The 14705-nt window shown below is 69.4% G+C and carries 15 protein-coding genes; 11 read left to right on the top strand and 4 right to left on the bottom strand.

The window, feature by feature from the left end:
• Position 1: 1 nt before the first annotated feature.
• Positions 2 to 1024, bottom strand: a complete 1023-nt coding sequence (locus tag FSW06_RS07950; RefSeq protein ID WP_010121141.1) for an ABC transporter substrate-binding protein — start codon at positions 1022 to 1024, stop codon at positions 2 to 4.
• Between the two features lie 120 nt (positions 1025 to 1144).
• On the opposite strand from FSW06_RS07950, the gene FSW06_RS07945 reads away from it, so the two are divergent.
• The 6 genes from FSW06_RS07945 to FSW06_RS07920 all read left to right on the top strand — a co-directional run bounded on the left by FSW06_RS07945 (position 1145) and on the right by FSW06_RS07920 (position 7150).
• A complete protein-coding gene (locus FSW06_RS07945) occupies positions 1145 to 2191 on the top strand; it encodes an MsnO8 family LLM class oxidoreductase (RefSeq protein ID WP_010121139.1) in 1047 nt (348 codons plus the stop codon).
• 231 nt (positions 2192 to 2422) lie between these two features.
• A complete protein-coding gene (locus FSW06_RS07940; protein ID WP_010121137.1) occupies positions 2423 to 3223 on the top strand; it encodes a helix-turn-helix transcriptional regulator in 801 nt (266 codons plus the stop codon).
• A 128-nt stretch (positions 3224 to 3351) separates the two neighbouring features.
• Positions 3352 to 4401, top strand: coding sequence for an iron-siderophore ABC transporter substrate-binding protein (locus FSW06_RS07935; RefSeq protein ID WP_010121135.1), 1050 nt, complete (start codon positions 3352 to 3354; stop codon positions 4399 to 4401).
• A 9-nt stretch (positions 4402 to 4410) separates the two neighbouring features.
• A complete protein-coding gene (locus FSW06_RS07930; protein WP_010121133.1) occupies positions 4411 to 5505 on the top strand; it encodes a FecCD family ABC transporter permease in 1095 nt (364 codons plus the stop codon).
• An 86-nt stretch (positions 5506 to 5591) separates the two neighbouring features.
• Positions 5592 to 6353, top strand: coding sequence for a FecCD family ABC transporter permease (locus FSW06_RS07925; protein WP_029449716.1), 762 nt, complete (start codon positions 5592 to 5594; stop codon positions 6351 to 6353).
• Positions 6350 to 7150 carry an ABC transporter ATP-binding protein gene (locus FSW06_RS07920; protein WP_010121130.1) on the top strand — a complete coding sequence of 267 codons (801 nt, stop codon included), beginning with the start codon at positions 6350 to 6352 and terminating at the stop codon, positions 7148 to 7150. The genes FSW06_RS07925 and FSW06_RS07920 overlap by 4 nt, the downstream gene beginning before the upstream one ends.
• A gap of 30 nt (positions 7151 to 7180) precedes the next feature.
• On the opposite strand, the gene FSW06_RS07915 is transcribed toward FSW06_RS07920, so the two are convergent.
• On the bottom strand, positions 7181 to 8392 hold the full coding sequence (locus tag FSW06_RS07915) for a cation:proton antiporter domain-containing protein (RefSeq protein WP_010121129.1): 1212 nt from the start codon (positions 8390 to 8392) through the stop codon (positions 7181 to 7183).
• A gap of 247 nt (positions 8393 to 8639) precedes the next feature.
• Here FSW06_RS07915 and FSW06_RS07910 point away from each other — a divergent pair, with 247 nt between their 5' ends.
• A complete protein-coding gene (locus FSW06_RS07910) occupies positions 8640 to 9074 on the top strand; it encodes a hypothetical protein (protein ID WP_040430369.1) in 435 nt (144 codons plus the stop codon).
• A 362-nt stretch (positions 9075 to 9436) separates the two neighbouring features.
• On the top strand, positions 9437 to 10159 hold the full coding sequence (locus tag FSW06_RS07905) for a TetR/AcrR family transcriptional regulator (protein WP_010121127.1): 723 nt from the start codon (positions 9437 to 9439) through the stop codon (positions 10157 to 10159).
• 74 nt (positions 10160 to 10233) lie between these two features.
• Here the strand turns inward: FSW06_RS07905 and FSW06_RS07900 are convergent, their stop codons facing one another.
• A complete protein-coding gene (locus tag FSW06_RS07900) occupies positions 10234 to 10563 on the bottom strand; it encodes a DUF805 domain-containing protein (protein WP_158005221.1) in 330 nt (109 codons plus the stop codon).
• 283 nt (positions 10564 to 10846) lie between these two features.
• On the opposite strand from FSW06_RS07900, the gene FSW06_RS07895 reads away from it, so the two are divergent.
• Together FSW06_RS07895 and FSW06_RS07890 are read left to right on the top strand one after the other, a co-directional pair.
• The gene (locus FSW06_RS07895) at positions 10847 to 11485 is read left to right on the top strand and encodes a cyclase family protein (protein ID WP_010121125.1); all 639 of its coding nucleotides are present in this window, start codon (positions 10847 to 10849) and stop codon (positions 11483 to 11485) included.
• A gap of 48 nt (positions 11486 to 11533) precedes the next feature.
• A complete protein-coding gene (locus FSW06_RS07890; protein WP_010121123.1) occupies positions 11534 to 13036 on the top strand; it encodes a carboxylesterase/lipase family protein in 1503 nt (500 codons plus the stop codon).
• Positions 13037 to 13108: 72 nt separating this feature from the next.
• Here the strand turns inward: FSW06_RS07890 and FSW06_RS07885 are convergent, their stop codons facing one another.
• Positions 13109 to 13819 carry an NADPH-dependent F420 reductase gene (locus FSW06_RS07885; protein ID WP_010121122.1) on the bottom strand — a complete coding sequence of 237 codons (711 nt, stop codon included), beginning with the start codon at positions 13817 to 13819 and terminating at the stop codon, positions 13109 to 13111.
• 467 nt (positions 13820 to 14286) lie between these two features.
• Here FSW06_RS07885 and FSW06_RS07875 point away from each other — a divergent pair, with 467 nt between their 5' ends.
• Entirely contained in the window at positions 14287 to 14667 is a 381-nt protein-coding gene (locus FSW06_RS07875) for a type II toxin-antitoxin system HicB family antitoxin (protein ID WP_010121121.1), read from the top strand.
• Positions 14668 to 14705 lie beyond the last annotated feature (38 nt).

The raw sequence follows: 14705 nt of genomic DNA, 5'->3' as shown, positions 1-14705 counted from the left end.
GTTACTTCGCGTCCTGCAGCGCGGAGAAGGTGGGGTCGAGCTTGTCCAGCGCCCACCTGACCGCCAGGATCGTCGGCGTCCCGAGCGCGCGGGCGGCCTCGTCGTCGGCGAGGAAGGCGGTGCCGTCCTTCACGGCGGTGAGATCCTGCCAGCCCTTGACCTTCGCCGGCACATCCGAGGCCGGGACGCCGACCGGCCACATGAACAGCATGTCCGTGTTCAGCAGGTCGGTGTTCTCCTCGGAGATGAAGGCGCGGGCGCCGTCCTGGCTGGCGGCCCTGATGTTGTCGGGGATGACGATGCCGAGGTCGGTGAGGAACCGGTTGGCGGGGTCCTTGTCGCCGGTGACCACGGCGAGTCCGCGGTCGCTGATCTGGCCGAAGGCGCCGGTGGCACCCTTCAGGGCCGGGTACTTCGCGGTCGTGTCGGAGATGGCCTTGTCGGCGTCGGCGACGAGTTTCTCCGCCTCGTCCTTCTTGCCGAGTACCTCGCCGGCGATGGTCGTGGCCTCCCGCCAGTCATCGGTCTGGGTGGAGCCGCCGACGGTGGCGACGGTGGGGGCGATCTGGTTGAGGCGGTCGTAGGTCGCCTTGTCCGGGACATACCCGGCGAAGATGACGTCCGGATCCTGCTGGGCGATCTTCTCGACGTCGGGGGTCCCGGCCGTCGGCGAGCTGACGACCTCGCCCGAATCGCCGTTCTCCCAGGGCGCGGCGCCGTGGTAGTAGTCGGAGCGGAATTCGACGTCCACCGGGTCGCCGAGGGCGCTGAAGGCGTCGGTGAAGGCGCTGGAGAAGCTGACGATCTTGTCCGGGTCGGCGGGGATCTCGGTCGTGCCCATGGCGTGGGTGACGGAGACCGGGGTGGCCGCGGCGCCGGTGGAGCTGCTGTTGCTGTCGTTGTCTGCACTGTCGTCGCTGTCACCGCAGGCGGTGAGCAGTCCGCCGGTGAGGCTGAGGGCGGCGAGGACGGTGGTGGCACGGGTGACGGCGCGCCGGGTCGGGGATATCGGAGTCGAAATCATAAATGGTGAGCCTATCCTAAAGACCCGTAAGGCAGAAGACCTGCAGTGTGGGCATTCCCGCCCCCCGGACAGAGCAGCTAGCCTCGGTGGGTGAGACATCCGCCAGAAGGAGGACTCACCGTGCCTGCACAGAATGACCTGCCCGACCTGACTGAACTGCCACTGTCCATCGTCGACCTCGGGACCGTCGCCCCGGGGACCACCGAATCGGACGCCCTGTCCGATGCCCTCGCCACCGCCGTGCACGCCGAAGAGCACGGCTACCACCGCATCTGGTTCGCCGAACACCACCTCAGCCGGTCCGGGGCCAGCCACCACCCCGAACTTCTCATCGCCGCCGCCGCGCAGCGGACCTCCCGGATCCGCCTGGGGTCCGGTGCGGTGCTGATGAACCACTACAGTCCGTTCAAGGTCGCCGAGATGTACCAGGAGCTCGAGGCCCTCGCCCCGGGGCGTATCGACCTGGGCATGGGCCGGGCCGGTGGCGGGCCCGTCGTCGATCTGGCGATGCAGCTCAACCGGCAGCACCCGGTCCAGGTCGACCACGGCGCCCAGGTCACAGAGGTGATCGCGTGGCTGTTCGACGCCTTCCCCGACGGTCACCCCTTCGCCGGCAATCAGCTCATCCCGTCGGTCCCGTCCCGTCCGGAGCCCTGGCTGCTCGGCTCCAGCCCGGGCAGTGCCGGACTCGCCGGCGCCCTCGGTATCGGCTACACCTTCGCCGGTTTCATCAACCCGACGCAGGCGGTCGAGGCGTTGACGGCCTACCGGTCCTCGTTCCGGCCCGCTGCGTTCGGACCGGAGACGGCGTCCCCGATGCTCGCCGTCAATGTGACAGTCGGGGAGACCGACGAGGACGCTGCCCGGCTGGTCGCCTCGGCGAAGGGCTACTACGCGCGACTGGGGCGGGCGGGCCGGGCCGCCGGGTTGGTCACCGTCCCCGCCCCCGAGGATGCGCTGGCGGAGATGACGCCGGGACAGCGGGATGAGCCGACCGGCATCGTCGACGGCCGGTGGCCCCGGTTCGTCGCCGGGTCACCCGGGACGGTGCGGGGCACCCTGGAGCAGATGGTGGCGGAGACTGGCGCGACCGAGGTCATGGTCCAGGACCTCATCGCCGACCCGGTCGACCGGCGGCGCTCCCATGAGCTGCTCGTGGAGGGCTGACCCGGGCGCATCGGGTCCGGTTGCCGGAGACGGGCGCGCGCTCTTGTGTCGTGTATGGCCGGGGGCGTGGGGGCGTGTGTGGTCCGTTGAATCGAGCAGGAAACCCCGGTGAGGATGGTCGTGGCGCGCTGCGTGCTCGACTTTACGGGCACTGTCCTGCCCATATCCGTGAGGTTTCAGCAACGTGTGAGGCATGGCGGTCCGATTGCCCGTCCGTCTAAGGTGGGGCCGATGGACACCGCCGAGACCCGCCGCCTGCCGATGTACGGGGCGGGGGAGCTGACCTTCCCTGTCCTCGCGTTCGGCAACGACGAGTTCTTCGACCGGGACACCCACTGGGAGGAGCACTCCCATCCGACCCACGAACTGCTGTGGAACGAGACCGGGGCGGGCACCGCGTTCATCGGTCGACGCGCCTGGACGGTCACCGGCCGGGTCGCACTGTGGATTCCGGCGGGCACCCCGCACACCGGCCGGACGCCGGCGGGCTCGCGGCAGCGGGCGGTGCACTTCTCCCTGGAGACCCCGGCCCTGGCGCCGGGCCCGGTGGCGGTGGAACTCACCCCGCTGCTGCACCTGCTGCTGGTCCGCCTCATCGACGACGACCTCCCCGCGGCGTCCCACCGCCTCACCGAGCAGATGGTCCTCGACGTGATCACCCCGTCCGACCGGGAACTGGTCCTGCAGATGCCGACCTCGCCGCTGATCGCGCCCGTCGTGGCGGCGGTGCGCCGCAACCCGGCGGACCAGACCACCCTGGCGGGCTGGGCGCGGCGACTGGGCGTGAGCACCAGGACGGTCACCCGGACCTTCGAGGCGGAGACCGGACTGGGGTTCAGCCGGTGGATCGCCACGGCGCGGGCGCAGTACGCGGTGGCGATGCTCAGTCACGGTCTCAGCGTCGCGGAGGTGGCCCGGAGCGTGGGGTACTGCTCGGCGAGTTCGTTCACCACGGCGTTCCGGCGGGTCACGGGGATGACGCCCGGACAGTTCCGCGAGATCGGGGACGCCTGTCCGATCGACGAAAGCTGATGTCACTCTTGCGTGATTGCGCAGCCGGACAGGACGACCTAACTTGGTAAGGCATTCCTAAAGCCCGAAGCTGCTGCCGGCCTTCTGACGTTCGCCGGCAGCTCTGTCGTGAAAGGACCACGTCCGCCATGTCCACTGCCCGCACCTCCGCCCGGCCGGTCTCCGGCCCGCTGCAGCGGCTGCTCCGCCCGCTTGCGCTGCTCATCGCCGCCGTCCTCGGTCTGACGTTGGCGGCCTGCTCCTCCGACGACAGCTCCGACGGCGGCGACATCACCGTCGAGCATGCCTTCGGCACAACCGAGATCCCGGCCGACCCCGAGCGCGTCGCCACCGTCAACTTCGAGAACCAGGAAGTCCCGCTCGCCCTCGGCGTGGTCCCGGTCGGCATGGCCAAGGCCAACTTCGGCGGCTCCGACATCCTGCCCTGGGTGCAGGACAAGCTCGACGACCTGGGCGCCACCGGTGACAAGGCGCCGGTCCTGTTCGACGAGACCGACGGCATCGACTACGAGGCCGTCTCCGACACGAAGCCCGACGTCATCCTCGCCGGCTACTCCGGACTCGACCAGGAACAGTACGACAAGCTCTCCGAGATCGCCCCGACCGTCGCCTTCCCGAAGGGCCAGACCGCCTGGGGCACCCCGTGGCGCGAGAACATCGAGATCGAGTCCAAGGCCATCGGCAAGGAGCAGGAGGGCAAGGATCTCATCGCCGACCTCGAGAAGCGGATCTCCGCGGCCGCCGACGCGCACCCGGACATCAAGGGTAAAAAGACGATGTTCCTCACCCACGTCGACCCCAGCGACCTGAGCCAGGTCTCCTTCTACACCACCCACGACACCCGCCCGCAGTTCTTCGAGGACCTGGGAATGGGCGTCCCCGACGAGATCCGGAAGTTCGGTGAGGAGCACGACGAGTTCTCCGGCAAGATCAGCGCCGAGCAGACCGACACGCTCTCCGACGTCGACATCATCGTCACCTACGGCGACAAGGCCATGCTGGACACCATCAGGAAGGACCCGGTACTCGGCCAGATCCCCGCGATCAAGAACGACGCGGTCGTCCTCCTCGGCGACGACGAGCTCGGCACCGCCGCCAACCCGACCCCGCTGGGCCTGCCGTACATCCTCGACCGGTACGTCGACGTCCTGGACCAGGCCGCCCAGAAAGCGAAGTAACCTGCTGCCGTGACCGTCCCAGACACCGCGCAGACGACCGGGCAGGACACTACTGGCACAGCCGGCACGGCCGGGGAGACGGCCCGGTCCACCGCCGAACGGCTCCACCGGTCGGCGGTGGCGCGGACCGGCTGGCTGATCGTCGGCGTCGTCGTCCTGCTCGTCATCATGGTGCTGTCCACCGCCGTCGGATCACGGCACGTCGGGCTCGGCGACATCCTCGCCGCCTACCTCGGCGACAGTGACGGCATCGACCGCGGTGCCGTCGCCAAACGCATCCCGCGGACCGTCCTCGCCGTCGTCACCGGCGCCGCCCTCGGCGTCACCGGTGCGGTGATGCAGGGTGTCACCCGCAATCCGCTGGCCGACCCCGGCATCCTCGGCATCAACACCGGTGCCTCCCTCGCCGTCGTCCTCGGCATCACCTACCTCAGCATGTCCGCGGCGTCCGACTACATCTGGCTGGCGCTCGGCGGCGCGGCGGTCACCGCCGTCTTCGTCTACCTCATCGGGTCCCTCGGCCACGGTGGGGCGACACCGCTGAAACTCGCCCTCGCCGGTTCGGCGACGGCTGCCGCGCTGACCTCCTTCATCAGCGCGGTCACCCTGACCCGCAACGACATCGTCGACCTCGCCCGCGACTGGGAGATCGGCGGGGTCGGCGGCGGCACGTGGGACTCGGTCCGGCTCATCGCCCCGTTCCTCGTCGTCGGGTTCCTCGCCTGCCTGCTGTCCGCCCGCGGCCTGAACTCACTGGCCCTCGGCGACGAGCTCGCCGCCGGGCTCGGCGAGAAGGTCTGGCTGACCCGGATCTGTGCCGCGGCGGGCGCGGTGGTGCTGTGCGGTGCCGCGACAGCGGTCACCGGGCCGATCGGTTTCGTCGGGCTCGTCGTCCCGCACGCCTGCCGGCTGCTCATCGGGGTCGACCACCGCTGGCTCATCCCGTTCTCCGCCGTCGCCGGGGCCGCGCTGCTCACCGCCGCCGACATCCTCGGCCGGATCGTCGCCCGGCCCGCCGAACTCGAGGTCGGTATCCTCACCGCCCTCATCGGCGCCCCCGTGTTCATCGCCATCGTCCGCCGCCAGAAGGTGCGTGCCCTGTGAGCTCCACCCGTATCACCGCAGGTGCCACCGGCAGTGCCGGCACTGCCGGCTCCACCGGCGCCGCCGAGCCGACCACCCTCGCCGCGGTGCGCCGCGACCGGCTTCGGCGACGTCGCCGCTGGTGGACCGTCGTCGGCATCCTCGTCGTCCTCGTCCTCGCCGCCTGGTGCTGTTCGCTGGTCTTCGGACGCACCTACTATCCGCCGGCCGACGTGTGGCGGGTCATCCTCGGCGAGCACGTCTCCGGGGCGTCCTTCACCGTCGGGAACCTCCGCCTGCCGCGGGCGAGCCTCGGGCTGGTCTGCGGTCTCGCCTTCGGCCTCGGTGGTGTGGTCTTCCAGACCATGCTGCGCAACCCGCTGGCCAGCCCCGACATCATCGGCATCAGCTCCGGGGCCTCCGCCGCGGCCGTGTTCTCCATCGTCACCCTCTCACTGAGCCGTACCGCGACCTCGGCGGTGGCCATCGTCGCCGCCCTGCTCGTCGCCCTCGTCGTGTTCGGACTGTCCTGGAAGGGCGGGGTGGCGGGGACCCGCCTGATCCTCATCGGCATCGGGGTGGCCGCCATGCTCACCGCGGTCACGAACTGGCAGCTCGCGCGGGCGGACAGCTGGAACACCCAGCAGGCGATGCGGTGGCTCACCGGCAGTCTCAACAGCGCCTCCTGGACCGACGTCCTCCTCGTCGCCGCGGCCCTCGTCGGTGCGCTGCTCGTCGTCGTCGCCGACTTCTGCGGCCAGTTCGCCTTCGACACCCGCTACCCGGTGGGTGTGGTCACCGGGGTGCTCGGCGCCCCGTACCTGATCTACCTCATCATCCGCACCAACCGCTCCGGAGGCTCGTTGTGACCGCCGACCATTCACTGACTGCCGAAGGGCTCTCGCTCGGCTACGCCGACCACGCTGTCATCCACGGCATCGACCTGTCGGTCCTGCCCGGCAGGGTCACCGGCATCATCGGCGCGAACGCCTGCGGCAAGTCCACCCTCCTCAAGTCCATGTCGCGGCTGCTCAAGCCGACCGGGGGCGTGGTACTGCTCGACGGCAGGGACGTGCACACCGTCCCGCCGAAGGAACTGGCCCGCACCCTCGGGCTGCTGCCGCAGTCGCCCATCGCCCCGGAGGGCATCACCGTCGCCGACCTCGTCGGACGCGGACGCCACCCCCACCAGGGCATCCTGTCCCGCTGGAGCCGGGAGGACGACGAGGCCGTGGCCGCCGCCCTCGACACGACCCACACCGCCGATCTGGCGGACCGGGCGGTCGACGAACTGTCCGGCGGACAGCGGCAGCGGGTGTGGATCGCCATGGCCCTGGCGCAGCAGACCGACCTGCTGCTGCTCGACGAGCCGACGACGTACCTCGACGTCGCCCACCAGGTGGAGGTCCTCGACCTGCTGACCGACCTCAACGAGGCGTCCGGGATCACGGTCGTCATGGTGCTGCACGACCTGAACCTCGCCGCCCGCTACTGCGACGAGATCGTCATGATCGCCGACGGGAAGGTCGAGGCGGTGGGGGAGCCGGCCGAGGTGTTCACAGAGGAGCGGGTGGAGAAGGTCTTCGGGCTGCGGTCGCGGATCATCACCGACCCGGTCTCGGGCACGCCGCTGGTCCTGCCCATCGGACGCCACCGGGTGCTGTGACCGCGCCCGGGTTCCGCACTGCGGGTCCGGTCACCGGTGCGCCGGCGGGTTCTCCGCGGCCGGTGCCGGCGGGACCCGGGTCGCCAGGACGCCGTGGAGGATGCTGCTGCCGAGGACGGTGAGCACCGTGACCTGGAGGACGAGTGAGGCGTTGGCGTCGTCCAGGGCGTTGAACGCGAGCAGGCCGAACACGATCGTGGAGGTCCCGCGCGGCCCCAGCAGGCCGAGCGTGAGCCGCTCCCGTGCCGGGAGACCACTGCCGGGGAAGGCGAGGAAGACGAGGAAGACGGGGACGACCCGCAGGACGGTCAGTGCGAGCAGGGCGAAGACGGCGGCGCGCCAGTCGACGGGATCCTGGAACAGGAGCGTGGCCACCGCGCCCACCACGAACCACATGAACAGTGACATCACCTGTCCGACGTCGTCGACGAGGAGGAGTTCGTCACGGGGGATGTTGCCCTGGTCGTCGGTCCCGGTCACGCGGGTGCGCCGGTAGACGAGTCCGGCGAGGAACGCGGCGACGAATCCGTTGCCGCCGACCAGGACGGTGAAGCCGTGGACGGTGAGGGGCAGGAGCAGCATCACCACGCGCAGGCCGTGTGATGTCGTCCAGTCGCGGTCCGTCGCAACCCGGGCGAGGACGCCGACGACGGCCCCGGTCCCGGCGCCGACGAGAACCGCCCAGCCGATGGCGGGCACCGCGTGACCGAGTGAGGCGGTCGCGGCGTCCTCCTGACCGGATCCGGCCGCGAGGAAGAGGGCGGCGGCGAACACGGGCGAGAAGATGCCGTCGTTGTAGCCGCTCTCCACGGCGAGGCCGTGCCGGAGCCGGCGGGGCCACCGCCGGTCGCGGATGAGGTCGGGGGCCGGTGCGAAATCGACGGGCATGGCGACGCAGGCGAGAATCAGGGCGACGGCGACCGGGACGGACGGGAACATCAGCGCGGCGGTCCCGGCCGCGGCGAGGAGTGACAGGGGGAGCGCACCGGCGAGCAGCCTGGTGACGATGCTCCGTTCGCCGGCGAGGAATCCGCCGCGGACCTCGGTGGCGTCCAGGAACAGCAGGACGGCGAGGACGAGTTCGACGATGTGTTCCGCCAGGTCGGTGTCCAGATGGGCCTCGAGGTCCCCGATGAGGAAGATTCCGGACACGAGGCCGCACAGCACCATGGCCACGGTGCCGGACAGGTGGTGACGGCGGAGTCCGGCGGACGCCATCGCCCACAGAATGACCGCGATCATTCCGGCTCTGATAACTTCCTGCACATCCTGGATTTTATCGACCGGAGACGGGCCTGCACGGCAGGGATACCGAAAACGTTTAATGAAGAACTTTCGCTGAAATACTTTCCGGTATTCCCACCCCGTTGTCGGGGTGACATGCTGTCATAATTAGTCGTGGACTGTCGGGGATAACTGTTCCACATAGCATCGACAGGACATCCTGCCGGTGTCGGTGGGGTGACGACGTGAACAGAGGAGACATCTCATGCGTACCCGAATGGCGGTCCTCGCAGCCGCCGCGACACTGCCCCTGGCGCTTGCCGCCTGTTCCGGTGACGACGACGCCGCATCGACATCGACATCGAAGACCACGACGACCACGACGACCAAGGCGACGACCACCTCGCATGCGCCGTCGAGCTCGGCACCTCATCAGCAGGGTGCCGGAGGGAACAACGACAGCGTCACCGAACCGGTCCCGGCCCCCGTTCCCCACCAGAACCCGCAGCAGGGCCACCAGAACCCGCAGCAGGGCCAGCAGGGCCAGCAGAATCCGCAGGGCGGTAACGGCGGGACCCATGACGATGATCCGGGGGGACACCCGTGTACCGACCAGAGCGGTGCCCCCGGCCACTACATTCCGGACGAGTCCGGAAGCGGCTGGATCTGTGAGATCACCGGGGACGCTCCGCGTCATTAGTGGTGATCCCCGGTGCCGCACTGCGGGTACCGGGGCGGCCTCTGCCAATACCGTCAATAACCCCGTCAACAACCGTGTCGACCCCGTCGACTCCGGATGTCGGCGGGGTCGACGGTGTGCGGGGTGGCAGGCGGGGGGCGGCGTGGTCGGAAGGTTGCGGGGGACTGACAGGGCGGGGATCGGGAGGCGTCGCCAGATACCCCCGGCATGGGGGAGACATACCTTCAGGTTTCATGAGTGCCCGCGGCGGCCCTTGTGACGTCACTAGCTTTAGTGATGGTATACATACATTGTATCGATGATAAATCCCCGGGATGGTCGCTGACGGCAGTGGGTACCCGGCAGGACGGGAGGAGATACCCATGGGTGGACCGGTCAACGGCGTGGCACAGCCGACAGAGTGCGTTCCTGACCCGTCGGCGGAAGTAGCCGTCACGCAGCCGATACGTGTCACGGGTCCCGGCCGGAAACCGAAGTTCCGGGAGGAGGACGTTCTCCGCGAGGCGATGGCGATGGGGCTCGACTGCTTCACCCTCACCGGTATCGCGGAGCGGCTCGGGGTGGTGACCTCCGCGCTCTACCGGCTCTTCCCGAACCGGGACATGGTTGTCGAGAGGTGCCTGCAGCAGGTCATCGCCGAGTGCCGCACACCGTCCCCGGACATGACCTGGCAGGACACGTTGCGGCTGTGGGGTTCCGAGATCTGGCGCCTCATCGGCACGTTCGACGGCCTGGCGGTCATCATCATGAAGTACGAGTACAGCGGCTGGCTGATCAGCAACCTGTGGACGGCCTACACTGAGTCGTTGCTGGCGTCCGGCCGGACCCGGGGTCAGGTCATTTTCGCACTGCGGATCATCGCTGACATCGATATCGGCGCCGGCCTGCGGACGGAGGGGGCCCCGAGCCCCGAGCTCGTCGGTGATCCGGGGGACTGGCGGTGGCAGGAACGCCACCGGAGCGGCATCCCGGTCGAGGACCTGTGGACCACCACGCCGAGCGTGCAGTCGAAGATCGAGATCGTCATCGAAGGGCTCGAGCGCCACTGGCCGGAGGCTAACGACATGGCGGAGCACGCGGGCTGAGAGCCGATGCAGGCCAGCGCATGTCGGCGCCGATCAGCGCCGACCAGCTTCAGGCCGCGGGCCCTACGGGGCCGTCACCCGCGGGCCTGCTGCGTGGGACGCTGGGGGTCGTCCCACGAGGCCTTCTGCTTCTGGGGACGGGTGGGCATCAGGCACATGATCAGCAGGACGATGCTGCCGATGACCGGGAGCACCGTGATGAACCACCAGGGACCGGCGAACCCCGCGTCATGCAGTCGCCGCCAGTGAATGGACAGGTAGGGGATGAGCAGGGCGAGTTCGACGATGATTGTCACGATGTTCGCGCCGGTCGAATTGTCGGTCGCCGACTGTAAAATGGCGAGAATCGCGGCGATAATAATCTGGAAAAGTACTACCCACCAGTACTCACTGCGGGATGACATCCCCTTGAATCGTGCGTAACGGGAGAAAAACCTCTGGACCGCCTGACCGAAACTCGCCCCGTAGAGCGGCTCGGCGGCGGAAACGTCTCGGGATGCGCTGACGGTGGTCACGGGAACTCCGATCATCGGTGGAATAATTCTCCTGGTCCATTTAATCTAATGTGTCGGTGACGGCCCCGGCAGGGGCGCTCCATTCATGAAGATGGCTTCCCCGTGGCCGGGGGTGGTGAATCCGGGAAATCCGTTTCCGGGAAAAACTGTCGATCCCGGTAGGCTCGCGGCCATGACCGGTACCGTGTTCCACGACCTCACCTACCCGCTCAGCGCCGGCATGCCCGTCTACCCGGGTGACCCGCAGGTGGAGGTCGACGAGGTCCTGACGATCCCCGCCGACGGTTGCTCAGTGCGGTCGGTCCACCTCGGCACCCACTCCGGGACCCACCTGGACGCCCCCGCACATGTCATCCCCGACGGCCGGACCGTCGACCGCGTCCTGCCCGGGGAACTCACCGGGCCCGCCGCCGTCCTCCAGCTACCGGACCTCGTGCCGGGGCAGCGGATCGACGCGGCGATGCTCGCGGCGGCGTGGGGGGAAACCGGTGGATACCCACCGGTCGTGCTCGTCGCCACCGGATGGGACCGGTACTGGGGAACCGACGACTATCAGCGGCATCCGGTGCTCACCACGGATGCGGCGTCCGCCCTGGTCGCGGTCGGAGTGCACGTGATCGGAGTGGATACGGCCTCCCCGGACGGAGCGGACGACCTCGCGGTGCACAGGATCATCCTGGGGGCGGACCACCTGATCATCGAGAACCTCCGCGGCCTCACGGAACTGCCGGCGGTGGCGGAATTCACCGCGCTGCCGCTGCCGGTGGCGGGAGCGGACGGGGCTCCGGTGCGTGCGGTCGCCATGTCCTGACCGTGGCATTCGGCGGTGACGCGAGCGGGATGCTGGCACAGTGGAACCATGACAGTCAGCGCACAGACCACCGCCGGGCGGGTGGACGGCGTGTGGCGGGAGGGGTCCGCCGCCTTCCTCGGCATCCCCTACGCCGCCGCCCCCGTCGGCGACCTCCGGTTCACCGCCCCGGTCCCGCCTGACCCGTGGACCGGCGTCCGCGATGCGACGCGACCGGGGCCGACACCTCAGCGGCGTCCTTTCTCGGACACCCCCACCATCCCCGAACCCGTCATCCCTGGGGACGCCACCCTCAACCTCAACGTCTTCACCCCCGCACCGGATGACCCGGGTGCACGGCTCCCGGTACTTGTGTGGATCCACGGCGGTGCCTACATCTCCGGCACACCGTCCAGCCCCTGGTACGACGGCCGATCGTTCAACCGCGACGGCATCGTCACCGTCAGCATCTCCTACCGGCTCGGATTCGACGGCTTCGGCTGGGTCGGCGGCGACGGCCCGGACAGTCTCAACCGCGGCCTGCTCGACCAGCTCGCCGCGCTGGAGTGGGTACGCGACAACATCGCCGGTTTCGGCGGCGACCCCGACCGGGTGACCGTCGCCGGGCAGAGCGCCGGCGGCACCTCCGTGCTGGACCTGCTCGCGGTCCCCCGCGCGACCGGACTGTTCCGCCGGGCCATCGCCCAGTCGCCGGCGCTCAACGACATCCCCGCCGACGAGGTCATCCGGGCATCCGGCACACTCGCCGGGACGCTCGGCATCCCCTGCACCCCCGACGGGTGGCGGTCACTGACCCCGGACCAGATCCTCGACGTCGAGCGCAGCGGCGCCGCGTACGGTGGATTCAGCATGTTCGACCCGCCGGAACCGACGGACATCCGGTCGGTGACCGGCGCACTGCGGGCCGGCGCAGCCCCACCGTCGACGATGGCGTGGGCCCCGACCGTCGACGGTGAACTGTTCCCCGCCCCGGTCACCACCGCAGTCGCCGACGGACACGGCGCGGACATCCCCCTGCTGCTCGGCGGCAATCGGACGGAATTCCCGATGCCCTCACCGCGGCCCCGGGCACAGATCGTGGACGCACTGCGCGCCGCCGGGGTGGGGGAGACGGCCCTGTCCCGGTTCGGGGCGGAACTCGACTTCATCGGGGACGCCTTCGCCGACAGTCTCGTCGCCTCGGAACTCCAGTTCGGGACCGGGACGATCCGGGTCGCAGACGCCCGCCGCCGGGCCGGGGGCGCGGGGACCTGGCTCTACGATTTCAACGGGCGCACCGCGCGCGGCAACCTGTCCCCGCACTGCACCGACATCCCCTACTCCTTCGACCTGCTGGACGCCCCCGGGGTGGAGCCGGTCCTCGGTGCTGCTCCGTCGCAGCAGCTCGCGGACGCCATGCACGGCGACTGGGTGCGGTTCATCACCGACGGCACCCTCGACTGGCCGACGGTCGAGGAGGCCGGGGTGCGCCAGGCGCGGGTCTACGACGCCGCGGGCAGTCACCTCGACGTCGACTCGAAAGCGGTGGCGGCGGACATGACCGGGGTGTGACGGCGTCCCGGCCCGGTGACCAGGTCCGGTGACCAGGTCCGGTGACCAGGCCCGGTGACCAGGCCCGGCAACTCAGTCCGGCAGGTCCGCGGCGGTGAGTGCCGCCCGCAGCTGGTCGTCGGTGGCGGCCTGACCCGGGCCCATCGTCAGGATGTCGGTCGGGTCCGCGTCCGGGGTCAGGTACGGCCGACCGTAGGCGGGCTGGCCGTTGTCGAAGCGGCGTCCCTCGGACAGCGGGCCGGCGTCCAGCGTTCCGTAGCCGATCGAGTCCAGGAACGCGGTGACCTGCGCCTTGGCGTCCGCATCGTCGCCGGCGATGACCAGGCTGGTGCGGTCGGGGGAGCCGGCGGGGCGGGCGAGGCGTCCGAGATGGGCGAAGTTGATGTTGTTGAACGCCTTCACCACGTGGGCGTCCGGCACCCGGTCCTGGAGGAGCTGCGAGGTGGTGATCTCCCGGTTGCCGAGGGCGGCGATGTGGCCGTCGCGCTGCCAGTAGTAGTTCGATGTGTCGATGACGGTCTTGCCCGCCAGCGCAGCAGCGGGGATGTCCGCCAGGGCACCGAGCGGGACACTGACCACCACGATGTCCCCGGCCTCCGCAGCCTCTTCGACGGTCGCGGCGCGGGCGTTCGGGCCCAGGGCCGCGACCAGCGGCAGCAGTGTTCTCGGACCGCGCGAATTGCTGATGACGACCTCATGGCCGCCCTGGACGGCCAGGCGTGCGACGGTGGCCCCGATGAGACCGGCCCCGATGATTCCGACGGTGTTTCCCTGTGTGCTCATGGGAGCTGTAACACGCGCGGGGAGGACGGAATTCCCGCGCCGTGAACCTCGCCGGCGTCCGGTGACTGACCCGCCGTGTCGGCATCGCGCGACGGGAGGATGGTCCGGGGCCGGTGCCACCATCCCCACATCGCGCGATGCTGACATGGCACCCGCAGCGCCGGCGGGGAACCTTCCGGAGCCGGGCGGAGTCAGATAAGGCATGAACAGTTCGTTGGCGGCCCAGAAAAATCGCATTACAGCGACTAGAGACGTCGCATCAGGGGGACTAGTCTCATGACTACACGGCGCGACATCATGCGCAGGATCAGAAGACGGGCGAAGACACTGGGAGAACCCCTGCGCATCGAGGAAGGACGCAACCACACAAGAGTCTGGATCGGTGACCGCTACACGACGGTCCCGCGTCACCGGGAGATTCCGGACAGATTCGCCATCGAGATTCTGCGACAGATCGGAGCATGACCATGAACAACACCTTTACCGCCCGCGCCAACCGTGACGAGGGATGGTGGACCGTCACCGTGGACGAGGTCCCCGGACTGTTCACCCAGACCCGTCGGCTCGACCAGATCCCGGATATGGTCCGGGACGCACTCGCCCTGTTCCCGGACATCACCGGGGACGCCGGAGACGCGGAGGTGACTGTCGTCCCCGAAGGGCCGGCTGCGGATGCGGCACAGGAGGCGGCTGAACTGAAAGACCGTGCACGCGAAGCACAGGCACAGGCCACGGCCTCGATGCAGGCCGTGGCCCGGGCGCTCTCCTCAGACGGTCTCACGTTCCGCGACATCGGGAAGCTGCTCGGCGTCAGCTACCAGCAGGCCCAGAAGCTCGCCGTGCGGTAGGGCCGGTCTCCGCGATCCCCCGCAGCGATGACGTGAGC

Source organism: Corynebacterium nuruki S6-4 (assembly GCF_007970465.1).
GTDB classification, from domain to species: Bacteria; Actinomycetota; Actinomycetes; order Mycobacteriales; family Mycobacteriaceae; genus Corynebacterium; species Corynebacterium nuruki.
Note: the sequence above shows the minus strand (reverse complement) of the source record. Positions and strands in the feature narration are given on the sequence as shown.

Coding starts and splice junctions, on each gene's coding strand:
- FSW06_RS07950 (WP_010121141.1), bottom strand. CDS start 1,024: ATGATTTCGACTCCGATATCCCCGACCCGGCGCGCCGTCACCCGTGCC.
- FSW06_RS07940 (WP_010121137.1), top strand. CDS start 2,423: ATGGACACCGCCGAGACCCGCCGCCTGCCGATGTACGGGGCGGGGGAG.
- FSW06_RS07935 (WP_010121135.1), top strand. CDS start 3,352: ATGTCCACTGCCCGCACCTCCGCCCGGCCGGTCTCCGGCCCGCTGCAG.
- FSW06_RS07915 (WP_010121129.1), bottom strand. CDS start 8,392: ATGATCGCGGTCATTCTGTGGGCGATGGCGTCCGCCGGACTCCGCCGT.
- FSW06_RS07910 (WP_040430369.1), top strand. CDS start 8,640: ATGCGTACCCGAATGGCGGTCCTCGCAGCCGCCGCGACACTGCCCCTG.
- FSW06_RS07905 (WP_010121127.1), top strand. CDS start 9,437: ATGGGTGGACCGGTCAACGGCGTGGCACAGCCGACAGAGTGCGTTCCT.
- FSW06_RS07900 (WP_158005221.1), bottom strand. CDS start 10,563: ATGTCATCCCGCAGTGAGTACTGGTGGGTAGTACTTTTCCAGATTATT.
- FSW06_RS07895 (WP_010121125.1), top strand. CDS start 10,847: ATGACCGGTACCGTGTTCCACGACCTCACCTACCCGCTCAGCGCCGGC.
- FSW06_RS07890 (WP_010121123.1), top strand. CDS start 11,534: ATGACAGTCAGCGCACAGACCACCGCCGGGCGGGTGGACGGCGTGTGG.
- FSW06_RS07885 (WP_010121122.1), bottom strand. CDS start 13,819: ATGAGCACACAGGGAAACACCGTCGGAATCATCGGGGCCGGTCTCATC.
- FSW06_RS07875 (WP_010121121.1), top strand. CDS start 14,287: ATGAACAACACCTTTACCGCCCGCGCCAACCGTGACGAGGGATGGTGG.